The sequence below is a fragment of the Rickettsia finnyi genome (assembly GCF_049668125.1).
Lineage (GTDB): Bacteria > Pseudomonadota > Alphaproteobacteria > Rickettsiales > Rickettsiaceae > Rickettsia > Rickettsia kotlanii.
On record NZ_CP187160.1, the window covers coordinates 291,330 to 309,196 of the forward strand.

Genomic DNA, 17,867 nt, shown 5'->3' on the forward strand with positions numbered 1-17,867 from the left:
TGTAAATAAATTTTAACTACTAATTAAAATTTATTTACAGACCTCTCTTATACCAATAAAAAATTTTATTAGGTTTTATATCGATGAATAATCAAGGTAGAAGTATTTTAGTTTGGGCAGCACTTTTTATTTTTGTAATATTACTTTTTAATGTGTTCCAATCTGACGGTTTACTTGGCGGAAGAAATAATATAACTTTCTCGGATTTTTTAACACGAGTTGATGAAAAGACCGTTAATTCGGTAAAAATTCAGGGTAGAGTAATTGAAGGCACTTCAAATGACGGCTCTACTTTTAACACTTATGCTCCTGATTATCCTGATTTAGTAAATCGTCTTACTAGCAATGACGTTAATATTGAAGTAGTGCCTCTTGAAACAAGAATGAATACCTTTTTAGGCTTTTTAATTTCTTGGTTTCCTATGCTTTTATTGATAGGTGTTTGGATTTTTTTTATGCGTCAAATGCATGGAGGTGGGAAAGCCATGGGGTTTGGAAAATCTAAAGCTAGGTTGCTATCAGATAAAGGACCAAAAATTACCTTTAAAGATGTAGCCGGTATCGATGAAGCAAAAGAAGAATTAACTGAAATAGTAGATTTTTTAAGAGATCCAAGCAAGTTCCAAAAGCTTGGCGGTAAAATACCGAAAGGCTGCTTACTTATAGGTCCTCCCGGAACCGGTAAGACACTTCTTGCTAAAGCAATTGCAGGTGAGGCTAATGTTCCGTTTTTTAGCATATCCGGCTCTGATTTTGTTGAAATGTTTGTAGGTGTCGGTGCAAGCCGTGTGCGTGATATGTTTGAACAGGGTAAACGTAATGCTCCTTGTATTATCTTTATTGATGAAATTGATGCGGTAGGTCGCCATAGAGGTATCGGTATGGGTGGTGGCAATGATGAACGTGAGCAAACCTTAAACCAAATGTTAGTCGAAATGGATGGATTTGAAGCAAATGAGGGAGTTGTGATCATTGCAGCTACAAACCGTCCTGACGTTCTTGATCGTGCATTATTGCGTCCCGGTAGGTTTGATCGTCAAATTGCCGTTGCAAACCCTGATATAAACGGTCGTGAGCAAATTCTAAAAGTACATTTAAAGAAAATTAAATATAATAGTACGGTACTAGCACGAATTATTGCTCGCGGTACCCCGGGTTTTTCCGGTGCTGAACTTGCTAACTTAGTTAATGAAGCTGCTCTTATTGCTGCAAGGCTTGGTAAGAAAGAAGTAGATATGCACGACATGGAAGAGGCAAAAGATAAGGTGCTGATGGGAGTTGCACGTCGCTCTATTGCAATGTCGGAGAAAGAAAAAAGGTTGACTGCATATCATGAAGGCGGACATGCCTTAGTAGGACTTTATTGTCCTGCAGCATCACCTATTCATAAGGCTACGATTATACCGCGTGGTAATGCTCTTGGGATGGTGCAAAGACTTCCTGAAACTGATGAATATTCTCAGAATCGTGAACAGATGGAATCATCTATAGCAGTTTATATGGCAGGAAGAGTAGCGGAGGAAATTATTTTTGGTAGAAATAAAGTTACCTCAGGAGCTTCGTCGGATATAAAAGGTGCAACTAATATTGCAAGAGCGATGGTTACAAAAGCAGGTTTAAGTGATTTAATAGGACCGATATTTCACGGTTCAAGTGGTGACGATATGTATGGTAGACAACCTAATAATGAAACCTCGGAAGCTACTGCAGAGTTAATTGATGCTGAAGTTAAAAGAATTATTACGCAAGGATATGAATTTGCAAAAGATATTTTAACAAAACATATAGATCAACTTCATACCTTAGCAAATGCTTTAATTGAATATGAGACATTGTCCGGTCAGCAAATTAAAAATTTACTTAGTGGTAGAGCTTTAGATTCAGAAGAGGAGAATAAATTTCCTTTTAATGATTCATCTACTATAAAAATAGATAAAGAAAAATCACCTGAGAAAACAAAAATAACTAAAGCTAAAAAAGAAAATTCCGCTTCCTCAGTTTAATAGTATAATTTATGTATAAATTTATAGATTTATTTTGTGGTATCGGTGGTTTTAGAAAACCCTTTAAAGGGTCTTGAATGTGTTTTTTCTCTGATATAGACAAAGATGTACAAGAAGCATATAAAAGAAATTTCGGTGATAAGCCATACGGTGATATTACGGAAATATCAGCAAAATCCCTAAACATGATATTTTATGTGCCGGTTTTCCTTGCCAATCTTTTAGTATTTCAGGTAAGAGGCTTGGTATAGGAGATGTAGACTCTTGTATGAAATAATCATCATAAACCCTATATATTATTGCTTGAGAATGTTAAAAATATTCCGAATATTAATAATGGCAGCGTAATTGAAACTATAGACCAAAAATTAAATGAGATTGGCTATAAAGTATATAGAAATGTGTTAAATGTTTCATTATTTGGAGTACTGCAAACAAAGAGAAAGAGTTTATTTTTTGTTTGTTTACGAAAAGATTTTAGCAGTGAATATACACATATGTAAAACCGGAAGAGTCTTATGAAAGGATTTTGCTTAATGATATTTTAGAACAGGATGTTGAAAAAACGTATATTATTAATAGAGATGATGTTGTTTTAGATAAAACACCGGTTGAAAAATAATTAAAGCCAATTAGGATTAGTCAAGTTAATAAAGGTGGTCAAGGTGAAAGGATGTATAGCCCTTTCGGTCATTCACTTTATCAGCTTTTGGTGGTGGTGTCGGGCACCGGTCTTTATTATATAAATGATAAGATAAGAAGACTAGCAATCAATGAATGTAAATATTTAATGGGTTTCCCTCAAGATCATTATGTTGCAGATGGATTAAAGGGTTATAGGCAATTCAGTAATTCCACAAATAATAGCAAATATATATGACTCAATAAGAGCAGTTTAATGGATAATGGAATATACTCGATCAACTTCAAAAATTGGCTACGTCGTTCTACAAGTACTGTGGTACTCACGTATTAAGTATACGCTGTATTCCTCGTCTTGTGGACTCCTGGCTCTTTTTGAAGTTGATCTTCGTATAATGGATTGCTAACTATAAATATCGTCATTGTGAGTAGGCATTGTTGCGTGGACCAGTAAATACATCTTGATGTCATTCCTGCAGAAGCGGGAATCCAGTAAAACCTACAAAAAACTTGTTTTTTTAGGTTTATTTTGTTAATACTAAGACTATTTTTTTTGGATTCCTGCTGCTGTGGGAATGACATCGGTATCCACGCTGGCAATATCTTGTAAGTAACTGTAAGTAGCATGGCAGAGACATTAATGTCATCCACGTAACAGATATGAAAGATTGTTAATTAGCTAATTATTTTGTATAGTTCTAAAAACAAATTTTAAGAGAGTACTTAAATGGCAGAGTTAAGGTTACCGCCAAATTCAGTAGTAAAAAAAGGTAGAGAGCATAAAGAACAAGAGAAAATGCTTAAACCTAGAAAGATAAAAATTTATAGGTATGACCCTGATCTTGATGAGAATCCTACTATCGATAGTTTTGAGATAGATTTAAGCAAAACCGGACCGATGGTTTTAGATGCTTTAATTAAAATTAAAAACGAAATCGATTCTACTTTAACTTTTAGGCGTTCTTGTCGGGAAGGAATTTGCGGTAGTTGTGCAATGAATATTGACGGTACAAATACTTTAGCATGCATAAAACCAATAGAAGATATATCAGGCGATATCAAAATCTATCCGCTTCCTCATATGAAAGTAGTGAAAGATTTAGTACCTGATATGTCACATTTTTATGCACAATACGAATCTATAGGACCTTGGCTCAAAACCGATAGCCCTACCCCTTCAAACTCTGAAAGGTTACAGTCGATTAAAGACCGAGAAAAGCTTGACGGTTTATATGAGTGTATATTGTGTGCTTGCTGTTCTACTTCTTGTCCTAGCTATTGGTGGAATGGTGATAAATATTTGGGGCCTGCGATTTTACTACAAGCATATAGATGGATTGCCGATTCAAGGGATGATAATACCGGTGAACGTCTTGAAGCTTTAGAAGACCCATTTAAGCTTTACCGTTGTCATACGATTATGAACTGTACTAAGACCTGCCCGAAAGGCTTAAATCCTGCTAAAGCTATCGGTAAAATCAAAAGTTTAATTGCAGAACGTCACGGTGTGTGATTCTTAATTAATTATTTTTAAAAATGATAAAATAATGCAAAAAGCAATTATTTTCTGTTGATTGTAATAATACCATGACGCAAGGTGACATGAATTATTGTGTCGCTGTAGAATATAAGAAAGTTGATAAGAAACTAAATCAAATATACCAAGAAATATTAGCACATATTTCAGACAAACAAGAACAAGTTAATTTACTTAAAAAATCCCAAAATTTATGGATTAAGTACCGAGATGCTGATTGTGAATTTCAAAGTTTTGGGGTTTATGGCGGTTCCGTATATCCAATGATACTGCTTATGTGTCTTACAGGAAAAACCGAAGAGCGTATAAAAGAATTTATGCTGAAATGTGAAGAAGGAGACTTAAGTTGTCCATTTATAATCAAGACTTAGAACCTAGGTTTTTTGTGGACATTTCTAATTGATTTGCTATTTTGAGGTATTTTGTAGCGCAAATTAATAAGATTTTTGCTGGAATAGTTATTCATATTTCAAAAAAATCTTATAATTTGCAGCAAAAAATAGCCAAAGTTTAATCTTTTTAAAAATGTCCACAAAAAACCTAAATTAATTCATAATTTGTAATACTTTAAATAATTCTCCCATTTGTTTCGGTGATATTAGTCTTTCTACCTGTCTTTCTATTATTTGTGCCTGCTCAGACATCTTTCCAAACTCTACTTCTAGAGGTAATTTATACGTCGATACGGTACTCGCATCCTCACGTACTAAAGTGTACGCTGCGGTGCTGCGTTTCGTGTCTCCTTTAAATTCCTCTCTATAAGCGAATTTGGAAAGATGTCTATCATTAAGCTTGTCTTGCAATGTTTGTTTGCGTAATAAGATTCCATTTTCTATTAAAAAATCTCGTTGCGATATTGTATCTATTACGTTTAGTTTGCTGTTTTTAGCTACCGTCTTTAATGCATAAAAATCCACATGTGCCGATAAATCAGCTGCTCCAAGATTTTCAAGGATGGGGCAATATTTATGGTTTTTAACCGCTTGTAATGTTTGATTATATTGATATCTAGTTCTACAATTCGGAGCTATATCATAGCCGTAATCTATTATTAAGCTACTGCCGCTTAGTCTTTTTAGATGCTGCGCTATAAATTTTATAATTTCTATCGATTTATACGATTCTTCAAGTACTGCCCCGTCTTTTGCTTCAATATGAGTATGCAGCAGATATTCTTGTAATTGCTTATTAACGCTTATTTTATCGTATTTAATTCTTTCGTCTACCGGCTGCACTACAAATATTCTTTCATACCATAATTCCTTGACTTTAATATATTGTTTTATCGGTATAGCATCAAAGAATTCGTTAGCTATTATTATAGTAGGCTTTTTTGGTATATCTTCTATAAATGATTGATGACTAATCGGTAAATTAATATCTTGTAAATTAGCCTTTTGATGAGCAATAAAATTTTTATTAATTTCTATTAGTTCAATTGATAAAGCTTTATAAAATTCTGGTACTAATTTTGCAGTACGTAGTAAATCACGCATTAATAGACCTCGACCAGGACCAAGCTCTACTAAACTAAGACTTTTTGGGCAGCCAATTCTTTGCCACTCTCTGATACACCATAAGCCGATAATTTCACCGAATAGCTGTGAAATTTCAGGAGCTGTAACAAAGTCACCTTCGCTAGCCAATGATTTTACTTGCTTATAATAGGAAGTAGGATTTAAGTTTAATACCTCCTGCATGAGGACATCGCAAGTAATATAACCGTTTTGATCAATTAATTGTCTTATTTTGGATTCGATTGACATATTAAATAACTTCCTAAAAGTAACATAGGTACAGATAAAATTTGTCCCATAGTCAAGCTATCTAAAATAAATCCGATTTGTATGTCGGGTTCTCTAAATATTTCAATAGTGATTCGGAAAAGACCGTAAAATGTTAAAAATATTCCTAAGTTTAAACCGCACTTTTTAAGAGTTTTGTGCTTAAATGTTGCATATGCTAAGATACTAAATAATACTAAACCTTCAAAAAAAGCTTCATATAATTGACTAGGATGTCTTGGCATCAAATCACTATTCGGAAAAATCATACCAAAAGAAGTATTTGTAATACGTCCGTATAGTTCGCCGTTAATAAAATTAGCGATTCTACCTAAAAATAATCCGATAGGTACTACGGTGGCTATTATATCCGTGAGACTTAAAAAATTAATTTTATATTTTCGGCAAAACAAATAAGCAGCAATAATCACCCCTAAAGCTCCGCCATGGAAAGACATCCCGCCTTCATAAGTTTTTAAGATATCTATTGGATTTGAAAAATATCTAGAAGGGTTATATAATAAAACAAACCCTAGTCTGCCTCCGACTATTATGCCTATAACGGCATAAGTAATGAAATCTTCTAGATTTTTTTTGGTAATTTGAGGCTTAAATTTTTCTATAATTTTATTTGCATAGAACCAGCCTAGTAAAATTCCTATTACATATGAAAGAGAATACCAAGAGATAGCAAGTGGACCTATAGAGAAAATAATTGGATTGATATTAGGAAATGTCATAGATAAATAAGTTATTTAATTCATTTAACGTCTGAGTAAAATTACGTAAGTAATTGACGAGGCAATTCAGTTTTTTATTATTTTTATGGGTTGCTGCAGCTGCTTTGTGGCTTCGCAATGACAGTATCTATATTTGCTTAGCAATACCAAATTTTTTGAGTTAAAATTATTGATAAAAATAAAATTCTTAGTAAGAATAAAAAAGATTTATATTTATAATAATAATGATAGGTAAAATATGCAATATGTAATGGATCTATATCACACCTCAAGTACTGAGTTAGTATTATTGTTTGTTATGTTAGTATTTCTTATACCGGTGATATTTCTAATTAAAAGATTAATTTTTATTCCTGTAAAAAATTATTTAACTAGACATCATTATGATGATTATGAAAGGATAAAAAAATATCCTATATTTCGTTATTTATTACATACTTTATTAGCACTTTACTTTGTATGTTGGGGAAAGATTTTTCATTCTACTTCTTTTAAAGCGCATGTATTACTGGGAATCAAAGATACTATAGTAATCTTATATACTGGTATATCTGTAACGATGTTATTATTAACGCTTATAGATGCTTTTGTAGATCTGTATCACAATAGAATCAAAGCCGTTACAAAAAATGCACCGCTTAGCTTATATTTTCAAATATTAAAAATTATTATCATAGTTATTGCAGCAATGGTAACTATTTCATATATATTAAATATTTCGCTTAGTACATTCTTAACAAGCTTAGGTGCAGCCGCAGCTCTTTTAACATTTGTTTTCAAAGATACCGTTTTAGGATTACTTGCAAGCTTGCAACTAACTACTCAAGAAATTATTAATATTGGAGACTGGGTACGTATAGGCGAAATTGAAGGAACAGTTGAAAAAATTACTATTTCCATAGTAACAATTAGGAATTTTGACCAATCTATTTCCACAGTTCCTACTTACAGCATTTTAAATTCTAACGTAACTAATTATAGAGGAATTAGTGAATCAGGAGCAAGAAGGGTAAAGAGAGTATTTAATATTAATATGGCAACTATTAACTTCTGTGATGCTACTATTTTAAAAGCACTAAAAAAATCTCCTTATATATCAAAGGATGTAATAGATAAAATCACTCTTGATAAAGAAGAGAAAAATTTAACCAACATTAAACTATTCAAATTATATATTCAGGAATATCTAAAAAATAATCCGGCAGTTTATACCGAAGGGTTTACTTTTCTAGTAAGACAGCTTGAACCTACGATTTATGGGTTGCCTATAGAAATATATATCTTTGTTAAAGAAGTAAATTTAGTAGGTTATGAAAATATACAGGACAGTATTTCTGAACATTTCATTTCTATACTTCCTGAATTTAAATTAAAAATATTTCAGAATGTAGTAGTGGTATAATATATCCGAAGTAAAATGAAAAGTAGTAAAAATAAAAAAATAAATTAAATTTGTATCCAAGATGGAAGTTGTCTTTCATCTTGGATATTCAATACTTTTGAAAGCAAAGTAGTATATATACTACTTGATTATTTTCTCTAAATGCTTTAAAACTTAGAGCTTTAAAAATATTAAAATTTAAGACCTAGGAATGAATAATAATATAATTAATTTAATAGCCGCTATTATACTGTCTTTAAGTATAATTTTCGGTTGGCAGTATTTTGTTGTAAAACCTGAACAAAAAAAACAGCAACAGCAAATACAAATAGCAGTACAGAAAGCAGAAAATTTAAAGAAACAACAGTTAAAAGCTTTAGTTAAACCTGCAACTGGTGAAGAAAGTCAAGTACAGCGTATTAAAATAGAATCTGAATCACTTACCGGTTCTATTTCATTAAAAGGACTGAGGTTTGATGATTTAATATTAAAGAAATATAAACAAGATTTATCTAAAAATAGTCCTGAAGTGAGATTATTTTCACCGGCTAATACAGAAAATGCATATTTTGCTGAAGTTGGTTTAGTTAGTAATTTATCTAGTGTAAAACTCCCTAACAACGATACTATATGGAATAGTGATAGTGAAATATTAAGCCCTGAAAAACCTGTTCATTTATTTTGGGTTAATGAAGACGGAGTTAAATTTTTAGTTACTATTACTGTCGATAAAAACTATTTATTTACTATAGAGCAAACCATCGTTAATAATAGTGATAAAGAACTGCCTGTGCAATCTTACGGTTTAATAAATCGTAAATATATTGCCGTAGAGAAAGCGGTGAATATATTACATCAAGGACCTATCGGGTGTATAGACGAGAATCTTAAAGAATATTCTTATGATGATATTAAAGATAAGAAAAGTGAAAAATTTGCAGCAAGTAAGGTTAACTGGATAGGAATTACCGATAAATATTGGTTATCTTCCTTGATTCCAGATAAATCAGGTAATTATAGCTCGAATTTTAATTATGCTCTTACGCAAGGGACTGAAAGATATCAGGTAGATTTTATTTCACCGGTACAAATAATAAAGCCCGGCGAAAATTTTTCAATTAAAAGCAGAATTTTTGCTGGAGCAAAAAAAGTAGACTTGCTTGATAAATATGAAAAGCAATATGATATTAAATTATTTGATAGAGCTATTGATTTTGGCTGGTTCTATATAATTACCAAACCGGTTTTCTACGCCATGAATTTTTTCTATGGCTATGTCGGTAATTTCGGTGTTAGTATATTAATTGTTACGGTTATAATTAAGCTATTAATGTTTACTTTAGCCAATAAGTCTTATCGTTCGATGAAAAAAATGAAAAATTTACAGCCGGAAATCGATAGGATAAAAATTTTATACAGTGATGATAAAGCACGTTTAAATCAAGAAATTATGGCTTTATATAAAAAAGAAAAAGTAAATCCGGTAGCTGGTTGTTTACCTATACTTGTTCAAATTCCGGTATTTTTCTCCATCTATAAAGTATTGTATGTAACTATTGAAATGCGGCAAGCACCGTTTTACGGCTGGATTAAAGACTTATCTGCACCTGATCCTACTACTATTTTTAATTTATTCGGCTTATTACCGTTCTCGCCGCCGTCATTTTTAATGATTGGAGCATGGCCTATTTTAATGGCTATTACTATGTTCTTACAGCAAAAAATGAGTCCTGAACCTGCGGATCCGATGCAAGCTCAAGTAATGAAATTTATGCCGCTAATTTTTTTATTTATGTTTAGTAGTTTTCCTGTGGGACTTTTAATATATTGGTCTTGGAATAATATTCTATCCATCATTCAACAATATTATATTAATAAATTTAATTAATTAATGAGAATAGATAAAAATTTACCTAATTATCTAACTATTGCTCGAATAATGGTAATTCCAGTTATTATACTGGTATTTTATATAAATAATTCACTTGCACGTAAACTTGGGGCATTATTATTTGTTTTAGCTAGTATTACGGATTTTTTTGATGGTTATATTGCAAGAAAATATAATTTAGTTACAAGTTTCGGCAAGATGTTTGACCCCATAGCAGATAAGCTACTTGTAGGTTGTGTTATTATCATGCTACTAAAAAAAGATAATGTAGATGAGATACCTTGCTTATTAATTTTAGCACGAGAATTTTTAGTTAGCGGTCTTCGGGAATTTTTAGCTCTAGTAAAGGTTAGTGTGCCTGTATCGAGACTCGCTAAGGTAAAAACGTTTTTACAAATGTTTGCTTTATCGATATTGATACTAGGCTCAAAAGGTTCAGGAATTATTTATTTAGATATAGTAGGGGAAATAATTTTATGGATTGCTGCTTTTTTAACAATCATTACAGGTTATTCTTATTTTAAAGCCTGTAAGAAATATTTTTAAATAGGAGAATTGTGTGATACATGTAAAATATATAATTTTAGGGTTTATTATGGTGTCTAGTTTAAATCTTTACGCTGCTAACAATGATATTATTGCCAATAAGAAAGTTGTAAAGGTAGAAGTCAGTAATGAACATTTCAAAACATTAAATGAGGCTTCTACTCTTTTAATTAGTTGTGTAGATTTTAGATTAATAGACGAAACAGATAAATTAATGGAACAATTAGGATTAGAAGATAATTTTGATAAAGTATCACTGCCCGGTGCATCGCTTGCTCTCGTTAACGACAAATATACTTATTGGGGAAAAACAATAGAAGATACTATTGAGATTTTGCAAGAATTACATAACATAAAACAAATTGTTTTTCTTGATCATAGAGAATGTGGAGCTTATAAAATACTTATAGGTCAGGAACAGCTAAATACCAAGGAAAAAGAAACGGCAGCACATGCAGTAATTTTAAACAAGGCCCGTGATATAATAAAAGAAAAATTCCCCCAATTAAAAGTTTATACTTTTTTAATGGGTCTTGATGGTGTAGTAGAGCAGATTTATGAAATACCTAACTAAAAGCGGAGTTGTTGTATGGATAGGTTTATCCGTCATTGCGAGGGAGTTTGTTATTATTTCGTGAGATTGCTGCATAGCCTACGGCTGCTCGCAATGACGATTTTTTGACCCGTACAATAACGGCTAAGAAAAGTAATTTATTTTGTATCTTTGCTCTTATTATCATTAGAATCAGCAGTATTATTCTTTTGGTCGTTTTCTGCCGATAGTTTAGAGATAGATAGTTTTTGTTTATATTTTTGTTGCTCTGCTAAAAAATTTTGAGCCTCTTTGGAAAGGCTGTTATATAGTTCACGTTTCTTCTTATTAATCTTGACTATTGTTACTCTATATTTTTGTATCTCCTCCCGTACTTCCGGTTTTATAGTACCGGCGTAAGCAGAAAAATCATCTATAATTTTTTGTGTTGTAACATCGTTAGTTTTTGCTGCATCTTTTTTTGAGCCGTCAGAAGTTGTACTATTGGCAAAGCAGCTTGTACTAAGTAAAATAGCTATTCCAAATATTATTTTTTTTATCATATAAACCTTAAGTCTTATTCTTGATAAGTAGACCATTTTTAAGTCTAATAGTCAATAGACTTCTTTTGGAACTCTACTTCTAGGGGTAATTTGTACGTCAATCCGGTACTCGCATCCTCACGTACTTTTTTATACGCTGCGGTGCTGCGTTCCGTGTTTCCTCCAAATTCCTTCCTATAAGCGAGTTCGAAAAGAAGTCTAATATATAATAGAAATTATATGTATTTTCTATTTGTATTTTATTGTTTGGTGAGTATAAATATACTAATAGTTGGAAAAATATAAAATTATGCAAAATATACAATATTATAATAATAACGCTCAAGAGTTTTATAGCAGAACAATCAATGCAGATTTGTCTGATAACTATAAAGCATTTATTAGCTATTTACCTGAACAAGTTCATATTTTAGATGTCAAGTTACTGCTTTTAACGGTTCAACCGAAATGTTTAAATTAGCTACAAAAGCAACCGGAATAGATGTACTGCACTCCATTTTTCAAGATATCGATTTTAAGGAGTCGTTTGATGGTGTTTGGGCTCAAGCAACTCTCCTTCATGTGCCTTATAATGAAACAATCAATGTGTATAAAAAATTCATGCTGCATTAAAGCCGGAAGGCATTTTTTATGCTTCTTACGGATAGGATACAGTTCAGATATTATACAACGTGATGATCGTGATTTTTACAATATGCATAAAGATAAACCTTATTTTTGAAATAGTTAAAATATGGACGGAAAAGAGTAAGAGATTCTCTCCAAGTAAAGAGGCATTATGGTTAAATTTTATTGTTAAAAAAAGTAAAACAATATGATTAGATTAGTTTACTTATTTCTTGCTTTAATAATCAGTTTTAAAATATACGCAAAGGAATATAAAGGCTTAACATATAATCGTTATGAAAAAGATGAGCATGTGATTCATGTATTAACTATTGATCCTAAGAATTTGGGGTTAAAACTAGTTAAAGCTCATAATCAGGTTATAGTATAGGCAGAGAAACAGTAAACGTTATGGCACACCGCACTAATGCAGCTGCTGCTATTAATGCTGGATTCTTTGAAATCGCCGGTAATGATTTTTCAAACCTAAAAGATATTACTTTCTATAATGATGTTTGGGTGTCTCCCACATTAACGCCGTATACTATAACAAAGAAATTTTGATTGATCAGAATAGGTCTAATTTTATTGTTACGGCAATAAGTAAGCATGGTGATAATCAAATTCCACAGAAAGGCTTTTATTGTCCTTTCCACAAGAAACAAGTTAGCCGGTAGTAAATATAAATGATTCTGTAAAGTTAAATTTAGAATTTATCGATAAAGACGGTAAGCTTATAAATTTAAGTAACACTGCTTTAATAGTAACCGGTATTCCCTGATTGGTTCAAAACGGTAAAAATGTTGTAGGTAATCCAAAGCAAGATGATCCGGCTCATGTTTGTATTGCCTTAGGAGTGTGTAATGACGGCACTATAGTTGTAGTCGAGCATATTTATAAGCAACATGTAAAAGCCCTTAAGCTTGTGCAAGTAAGATCAATATTATGGAAAGAGAAATGTTGATAAATTAACAATCCCTGAAGCTTTAAAAATTTTAGAAAAACACCTTGTTAATGATACTGTGATAGGGTTAACTAAAACAGAACTTGCAGATTATATGTTAAGCCTTGGATATGAATCGGCAATCAATTTAGACGGTGGCGGTTCTTCTACATTATGCATGGGCGGAAAAATTATAAATAATGTAACAGGTGATGAAGATGAAGCTTTAGGCGAACATCTCGTGCGTCCCGTATCCGATGCAATAGTATTATACCAAATAATATAAAGTAAATTTACGTTGCCTTAACAAGGAACAATATCATTCCTGCGAAGGCAGGAATTCAGTAACTAAAAGATATAAATGTATTTAATTTTCATATTAAAAGTTTGGATAATTTCGTTTTTTTTTCTAGATTCCCGCTTCCGCGGGAATGACATACTCAAATTTTAGCTAGAATGATATTTGAGATTGAGAAAACTCTAAGATTTTATATTTTCCTGCTCCGTTGCTTTTTTACGCATTTCTAAATATTCTTCTTTAGTCATTATTTTTTTGGGAGCTAATCTAAAAATACTTTTCCGTTTAGATGATCGCTTTCATGCTGGATAACTCTTGCTAAAAATCCTTCTGCGATACCTTGAATTTGATTTCCATTTATATCATATGCGTGATAATGAATTTTCTTGAATCTTGCTACCGGTCCTATAGCATTTTCAACAGAAAAGCGTCCTTCGTAATCTTCATGTTTATCAATACCTATCAGTTTATATGAGGGATTAAGTCAAATAGTTTTAGGCATTGTATCCTTAAGGTCAGGACGCCATTTTTTTAACTTTGCATCTTCATGTATTGCAAATATTATTATACATTATACATTTTGATATGCCTATTTGCGGTGCAGCAAGTCCTGCACAATTTTCTTCTTGATCATATTTCTTTTCTAAAATAGATATATCACGTAAATCTTCTGAAGATAACAGAAAGTTTAAAGTTTTTGCTTTTATTCTAATAGTTTTATCCTCTGAACTATTTAAGGTTTGAATGTTCAAAGTTACATATTGCGGTAATGAAATATTGTTTTCATTTTTCATATTTCTTTTACGCATCCTATAGTTAATAATTTTATTTAATTTCTTTTGAGAAAAAATCAATAGGTTTGACTTTTCTAACATATTCTAGTACAATATTTATCTTCAAAATAAATAGAAAAATTTAATTTATGAGTACTCCCAAAAGTGACAATTATCTCTCGGAACTAAGCAAGGTAATTTGGCCTATAGAAAGATATGAAAATAAGAAGTTTCTTCCTATGGCGTTTATGATGTTCTGTATTTTATTGAACTACTCAACGCTTCGTTCAATTAAAGACGGGTTTGTAGTAACGGATATAGGGGCAGAAGCAATAAGTTTCTTAAAAACATATATAGTACTACCTTCTGCCGTAATCGCTATGGTAATTTATGTTAAGCTCTGCGATATTTTAAAGCAAGAAAACGTGTTTTATGTTATTACTTCATTTTTCTTAGGGTATTTTGCATTATTTGCGTTTGTTCTTTACCCTTACCCTGATTTAGTGCATCCTAATCCTGAAACCATAGAATCTTGGAGTTTAGCTTATCCTAATTTCAAATGGTTTATAAGAATAATTGGGAAATGGAGTTTTGCATCTTTTTATACTATGGCAGAGCTTTGGGGAACAATGATGCTTAGTTTATTATTTTGGCAATTTGCTAACCAAATTACTAAAACCGATGAAGCTAAACGTTTTTACTCAATGTTTGGTTTACTTGCTAATTTAGCATTGCCTGTAACATCCGTAATTATTGGCTATTGCTTGCATGAAAAAACTCAAATAGTTGCAGAACATCTAAAATTTGTGCCTTTATTTGTTATAATGATAACAAGTAGCTTTTTGGTAATATTAACATATAGATGGATGAATAAAAACGTTCTAACCGATCCTAGACTTTATGATCCGGCATTAGTAAAAGAAAAGAAAGCTAAAGCTAAAATGTCATTAATAGACAGTTTTAAAATGATCTTTACTTCTAAGTATGTAGGTTATATTGCATTGTTACTTATTGCTTACGGTGTTTCAGTAAATTTAGTTGAAGGTGTTTGGAAATCCAAAGTAAAAGAATTATATCCGACGAAAGAGGCTTATACTATATATATGGGTAAGTTCCAATTTTATCAGGGTTGGGTTGCAATTGCTTTCATGCTTATAGGTAGTAATATTTTAAGAAAAGTATCATGGCTAACTGCAGCTATGATAACTCCATTAATGATGTTAATTACCGGTGCAGCATTTTTTGCATTTATCTTTTTTGATAGTGTTATTGCTATGCATTTAACAGGTATTCTTGCTTCAGGTCCTTTAGTACTTGCTGTTATGATCGGTATGATTCAAAATGTTTTAAGTAAAGGTGTAAAATATTCTTTATTTGATGCCACTAAAAACATGGCGTATATTCCGCTTGATAAGGATTTACGAGTAAAAGGGCAAGCAGCTGTTGAAGTTATCGGAGGAAGATTTGGTAAATCAGGCGGTGCTATTATTCAATCTACATTCTTTATTTTATTTCCTGCATTTGGTTTTGTAGAGGCAACTCCTTATTTTGCTTCTATATTCTTTGTAATAGTAATATTATGGATATATGCCGTTAAAGGTTTAAATAAAGAGTATAAAGTTTTGGTAAATAAAACCGAAAAATAGAATTTGTTAAAATTTAATTTTGTAAAAAAAACAAGCTTCTAAGAGTCTAGCGGTAAATAAATTTTCATTAATAATTAAAGAGCTTTTTTGTTACAAATTATAAGATTTTTGTGAAATATGAATAATATTCCTTCAAAAATCTTATAATTTGTAACAAAAAAGCTCTTTAATTATTAATGAAAATTTATTTACCGCTAGACTCTGAAACTTGCTTTTTTTATAGTCGGAGGGTTTATAATATGACAAATACAAGATCCAAAATTAAAACTCCAAGATCGCCATATGTAAAAAAATATAATAGTTGGCGAGTAAGGATTTTGTATTCTATTATTATAGGTTACGCAACTTTTTATTTTTGTCGTCAGAATTTTAATATAGCAACTCCTGCTATAAGAGAATATTTTGGGGTTACTAAAACACAAATTGGCTGGATATTAACTGCTTCATCTATTATGTATGGAGTTAGTAAAGCTTGTAACGGATTTATTAGCGATAAAGTTAATGCTCGGGTATTTATGGTTTTGGGTCTTTTATTTGTCGGGATCATTACTATGCTAATAGGTTTTTCAGATTCTTTATGGCTTATAGGAATTTTATGGATAGCCAGTAACTGGTTTCAATCTATGGGTTGGCCTCCTGCAACAAAGATGCTTACTCACTGGTTCGTTTCAAAAGAACTTGGAACTAAATGGGCTATGGGTGCAACTTCTAATCAAATAGGTGGTGCCCTTGCTATGATAAGCTGCGGTTATTTAATCGATAAATTTGATTGGAGAGCTGCCTTTTTTGTTCCAGGCGTAGTTGCTTGTGTAGTATCGCTTTTTTTATATAATAGGCTTCGTAATTCTCCAAAAGAAGTAGGTTTATCTACCGTAGAGGAATATAAAGAATATCCGCCTGAAGCTATAGGAGATTATGAGAAGCTATTAACTCCACAATTACTTAAAATGGTCTTTTATAATAAGCTAATATGGTATGTTTGTTTAGCAAACATGTTTGTGTATATAATACGTTCCGGAGTAATTTATTGGGCTCCAACATTTTTAAAAGATTTACGTAATATAAGTCTTGCAAATGCAGGCTTACAAATTGGTTTATATGAAATGATAGGTATCCCAGGGGCATTAATAGCAGGTGTTTTATCTGATAAACTATTTCAAGGTCGTCGAGGTCCTGTTGCATCCATATGTATGGTATTGCTTAGCTTATTGTTAGTCTTGTTTTGGAAACTTCCTATTCACAGTGAATTATTAAGTATAGTAATTCTTTCTTTAATAGGCTTTTTTGTTTCAGGACCTCAGCTCCTTGTAGGTATAGCAGCTGCTGATTTTAGTACCCGTCAGGCTGTTGGTACGGCTAATGGATTATCAGGGTTATTTGGTTATTTAGGAGCGGCTATTGCGGGAGTCGGCGTAGGATGGATTAGCGATAATTATGGTTGGAATGGGGTATTTATATTTTTCAGTATTTCTGCTCTTTTAGGAGGAGGATTATTTGCTTTAATATGGAATTGTTCAGCTAAAAAATAAATTTAATAATTATAATAAATAGGTTACAAAATGACAATACAATATACTTTTTCAATGATTAAGCCTGATGTTATCAAAAGGAATAAAATAGGGCAAGTTAATACTTACTTAGAAAATGCCGGTTTAAAAATAGTAGCTCAGAAAATGAAATTTTTAACTAAATATGAAGCTGCATGTTTTTATGATGAGCATAGAGCAAGACCGTTTTTTAATAGCTTAGTTGAATATATTACTTCAGGAGCGGTAGTACTTCAAGTGCTTAAGGGGGAGGATGCTATAACTTTAAACCGCACCGTTATGGGTGCAACTAATCCTGCTGAAGCTGAAGCGGGCACTATTAGAAAAGATTTAGGCGAATCAATTGAGGCTAATAGTATTCATGGTTCAGATAGTGAAAATAGTGCGAAAAGAGAAATCGAATTTTTCTTTAATAAATCTGAAATTATAGAATAA

Annotated in this window: 19 protein-coding genes and 4 pseudogenes; 18 read left to right on the plus strand and 5 right to left on the minus strand. The window is 31.7% G+C overall.

The genetic code is table 11. The annotated features are described in order from the left end of the window. Window positions 1-83: 83 nt before the first annotated feature. The 5 genes and pseudogenes from ftsH (at window position 84) to ACPKKV_RS01735 (ending at window position 4,585) form a co-directional block, all read left to right on the plus strand. Window positions 84-2,003: an ATP-dependent zinc metalloprotease FtsH gene (gene ftsH / locus ACPKKV_RS01715; protein WP_392505889.1), complete on the plus strand. Its 1,920-nt coding sequence runs from the start codon at window positions 84-86 to the stop codon at window positions 2,001-2,003. A 77-nt stretch (window positions 2,004-2,080) separates the two neighbouring features. Next, window positions 2,081-2,280 (plus strand): annotated as a pseudogene (locus ACPKKV_RS01720) (DNA cytosine methyltransferase). A 22-nt stretch (window positions 2,281-2,302) separates the two neighbouring features. Next, window positions 2,303-2,506, plus strand: coding sequence for a DNA cytosine methyltransferase (locus ACPKKV_RS01725; protein WP_392505890.1), 204 nt, complete (start codon window positions 2,303-2,305; stop codon window positions 2,504-2,506). A gap of 866 nt (window positions 2,507-3,372) precedes the next feature. Further along, window positions 3,373-4,158, plus strand: a complete 786-nt coding sequence (locus ACPKKV_RS01730) for a succinate dehydrogenase iron-sulfur subunit (protein ID WP_392505891.1) — start codon at window positions 3,373-3,375, stop codon at window positions 4,156-4,158. Window positions 4,159-4,232: 74 nt separating this feature from the next. After that, a pseudogene (locus ACPKKV_RS01735) lies at window positions 4,233-4,585 on the plus strand (lysozyme inhibitor LprI family protein). Window positions 4,586-4,727: 142 nt separating this feature from the next. On the opposite strand, the gene ACPKKV_RS01740 reads toward ACPKKV_RS01735, so the two are convergent. Both ACPKKV_RS01740 and lgt read right to left on the minus strand, forming a co-directional pair. Further along, a complete protein-coding gene (locus ACPKKV_RS01740) occupies window positions 4,728-5,948 on the minus strand; it encodes a class I SAM-dependent methyltransferase (RefSeq protein ID WP_392505892.1) in 1,221 nt (406 codons plus the stop codon). Beyond that, entirely contained in the window at window positions 5,927-6,706 is a 780-nt protein-coding gene (lgt, locus tag ACPKKV_RS01745; protein WP_392505893.1) for a prolipoprotein diacylglyceryl transferase, read from the minus strand. The genes ACPKKV_RS01740 and lgt overlap by 22 nt, the downstream gene beginning before the upstream one ends. Window positions 6,707-6,944: 238 nt before the next feature. Here lgt and ACPKKV_RS01750 point away from each other — a divergent pair, with 238 nt between their 5' ends. The 4 genes from ACPKKV_RS01750 (at window position 6,945) to ACPKKV_RS01765 (ending at window position 11,098) form a co-directional block, all read left to right on the plus strand. Next, the gene (locus ACPKKV_RS01750; protein WP_392505895.1) at window positions 6,945-8,108 is read left to right on the plus strand and encodes a mechanosensitive ion channel domain-containing protein; all 1,164 of its coding nucleotides are present in this window, start codon (window positions 6,945-6,947) and stop codon (window positions 8,106-8,108) included. 190 nt (window positions 8,109-8,298) lie between these two features. After that, on the plus strand, window positions 8,299-9,975 hold the full coding sequence (gene yidC, locus ACPKKV_RS01755; protein WP_392505896.1) for a membrane protein insertase YidC: 1,677 nt from the start codon (window positions 8,299-8,301) through the stop codon (window positions 9,973-9,975). Between the two features lie 3 nt (window positions 9,976-9,978). Then, window positions 9,979-10,524 carry a CDP-diacylglycerol--glycerol-3-phosphate 3-phosphatidyltransferase gene (pgsA, locus tag ACPKKV_RS01760; protein WP_392505898.1) on the plus strand — a complete coding sequence of 182 codons (546 nt, stop codon included), beginning with the start codon at window positions 9,979-9,981 and terminating at the stop codon, window positions 10,522-10,524. Between the two features lie 13 nt (window positions 10,525-10,537). Next, window positions 10,538-11,098: a carbonic anhydrase gene (locus ACPKKV_RS01765; RefSeq protein ID WP_392505900.1), complete on the plus strand. Its 561-nt coding sequence runs from the start codon at window positions 10,538-10,540 to the stop codon at window positions 11,096-11,098. A gap of 137 nt (window positions 11,099-11,235) precedes the next feature. Here ACPKKV_RS01765 and ACPKKV_RS01770 read toward each other — a convergent pair whose 3' ends face one another. Next, complete coding sequence (locus ACPKKV_RS01770; RefSeq protein ID WP_392505901.1) at window positions 11,236-11,619, minus strand: hypothetical protein; 384 nt, start codon at window positions 11,617-11,619, stop codon at window positions 11,236-11,238. A gap of 50 nt (window positions 11,620-11,669) precedes the next feature. After that, window positions 11,670-11,819 (minus strand): annotated as a pseudogene (locus ACPKKV_RS01775) (palindromic element RPE1 domain-containing protein); the annotation flags it as partial. Window positions 11,820-11,908: 89 nt separating this feature from the next. Here ACPKKV_RS01775 and ACPKKV_RS01780 point away from each other — a divergent pair. The 6 genes from ACPKKV_RS01780 to ACPKKV_RS01805 all read left to right on the plus strand — a co-directional run bounded on the left by ACPKKV_RS01780 (window position 11,909) and on the right by ACPKKV_RS01805 (window position 13,454). Beyond that, a complete protein-coding gene (locus ACPKKV_RS01780; RefSeq protein WP_392505903.1) occupies window positions 11,909-12,079 on the plus strand; it encodes a hypothetical protein in 171 nt (56 codons plus the stop codon). Further along, window positions 12,067-12,231 (plus strand): hypothetical protein, encoded by a 165-nt coding sequence (locus ACPKKV_RS01785; RefSeq protein ID WP_392505904.1) that lies wholly within the window; start codon window positions 12,067-12,069, stop codon window positions 12,229-12,231. The genes ACPKKV_RS01780 and ACPKKV_RS01785 overlap by 13 nt, the downstream gene beginning before the upstream one ends. A 202-nt stretch (window positions 12,232-12,433) precedes the next feature. Further along, window positions 12,434-12,616: a hypothetical protein gene (locus ACPKKV_RS01790; protein ID WP_392505905.1), complete on the plus strand. Its 183-nt coding sequence runs from the start codon at window positions 12,434-12,436 to the stop codon at window positions 12,614-12,616. Window positions 12,617-12,636: 20 nt separating this feature from the next. Beyond that, window positions 12,637-12,789 carry a hypothetical protein gene (locus ACPKKV_RS01795; RefSeq protein WP_392505907.1) on the plus strand — a complete coding sequence of 51 codons (153 nt, stop codon included), beginning with the start codon at window positions 12,637-12,639 and terminating at the stop codon, window positions 12,787-12,789. Between the two features lie 217 nt (window positions 12,790-13,006). Further along, window positions 13,007-13,189, plus strand: a complete 183-nt coding sequence (locus ACPKKV_RS01800) for a hypothetical protein (RefSeq protein ID WP_392505908.1) — start codon at window positions 13,007-13,009, stop codon at window positions 13,187-13,189. A 94-nt stretch (window positions 13,190-13,283) separates the two neighbouring features. After that, window positions 13,284-13,454 carry a phosphodiester glycosidase family protein gene (locus ACPKKV_RS01805; RefSeq protein WP_392506916.1) on the plus strand — a complete coding sequence of 57 codons (171 nt, stop codon included), beginning with the start codon at window positions 13,284-13,286 and terminating at the stop codon, window positions 13,452-13,454. A gap of 194 nt (window positions 13,455-13,648) precedes the next feature. Here the strand turns inward: ACPKKV_RS01805 and ACPKKV_RS01810 are convergent. Beyond that, window positions 13,649-14,275: pseudogene (locus ACPKKV_RS01810) on the minus strand (peptide deformylase). A 113-nt stretch (window positions 14,276-14,388) separates the two neighbouring features. On the opposite strand from ACPKKV_RS01810, the gene tlc1 reads away from it, so the two are divergent. The 3 genes from tlc1 (at window position 14,389) to ndk (ending at window position 17,867) form a co-directional block, all read left to right on the plus strand. After that, window positions 14,389-15,885: an ATP/ADP exchange transporter Tlc1 gene (gene tlc1 / locus ACPKKV_RS01815; protein WP_392505910.1), complete on the plus strand. Its 1,497-nt coding sequence runs from the start codon at window positions 14,389-14,391 to the stop codon at window positions 15,883-15,885. A 239-nt stretch (window positions 15,886-16,124) separates the two neighbouring features. Then, the gene (locus tag ACPKKV_RS01820; RefSeq protein WP_392505911.1) at window positions 16,125-17,414 is read left to right on the plus strand and encodes an MFS transporter; all 1,290 of its coding nucleotides are present in this window, start codon (window positions 16,125-16,127) and stop codon (window positions 17,412-17,414) included. Window positions 17,415-17,444: 30 nt separating this feature from the next. After that, complete coding sequence (gene ndk, locus ACPKKV_RS01825; RefSeq protein ID WP_392505912.1) at window positions 17,445-17,867, plus strand: nucleoside-diphosphate kinase; 423 nt, start codon at window positions 17,445-17,447, stop codon at window positions 17,865-17,867.

Coding starts and splice junctions, on each gene's coding strand:
- ftsH (WP_392505889.1), top strand. CDS start 84: ATGAATAATCAAGGTAGAAGTATTTTAGTTTGGGCAGCACTTTTTATT.
- ACPKKV_RS01730 (WP_392505891.1), top strand. CDS start 3,373: ATGGCAGAGTTAAGGTTACCGCCAAATTCAGTAGTAAAAAAAGGTAGA.
- ACPKKV_RS01740 (WP_392505892.1), bottom strand. CDS start 5,948: ATGTCAATCGAATCCAAAATAAGACAATTAATTGATCAAAACGGTTAT.
- lgt (WP_392505893.1), bottom strand. CDS start 6,706: ATGACATTTCCTAATATCAATCCAATTATTTTCTCTATAGGTCCACTT.
- ACPKKV_RS01750 (WP_392505895.1), top strand. CDS start 6,945: ATGCAATATGTAATGGATCTATATCACACCTCAAGTACTGAGTTAGTA.
- yidC (WP_392505896.1), top strand. CDS start 8,299: ATGAATAATAATATAATTAATTTAATAGCCGCTATTATACTGTCTTTA.
- pgsA (WP_392505898.1), top strand. CDS start 9,979: ATGAGAATAGATAAAAATTTACCTAATTATCTAACTATTGCTCGAATA.
- ACPKKV_RS01770 (WP_392505901.1), bottom strand. CDS start 11,619: ATGATAAAAAAAATAATATTTGGAATAGCTATTTTACTTAGTACAAGC.
- ACPKKV_RS01780 (WP_392505903.1), top strand. CDS start 11,909: ATGCAAAATATACAATATTATAATAATAACGCTCAAGAGTTTTATAGC.
- ACPKKV_RS01785 (WP_392505904.1), top strand. CDS start 12,067: ATGTTTAAATTAGCTACAAAAGCAACCGGAATAGATGTACTGCACTCC.
- ACPKKV_RS01790 (WP_392505905.1), top strand. CDS start 12,434: ATGATTAGATTAGTTTACTTATTTCTTGCTTTAATAATCAGTTTTAAA.
- ACPKKV_RS01795 (WP_392505907.1), top strand. CDS start 12,637: ATGGCACACCGCACTAATGCAGCTGCTGCTATTAATGCTGGATTCTTT.
- ACPKKV_RS01805 (WP_392506916.1), top strand. CDS start 13,284: ATGTTAAGCCTTGGATATGAATCGGCAATCAATTTAGACGGTGGCGGT.
- tlc1 (WP_392505910.1), top strand. CDS start 14,389: ATGAGTACTCCCAAAAGTGACAATTATCTCTCGGAACTAAGCAAGGTA.
- ACPKKV_RS01820 (WP_392505911.1), top strand. CDS start 16,125: ATGACAAATACAAGATCCAAAATTAAAACTCCAAGATCGCCATATGTA.
- ndk (WP_392505912.1), top strand. CDS start 17,445: ATGACAATACAATATACTTTTTCAATGATTAAGCCTGATGTTATCAAA.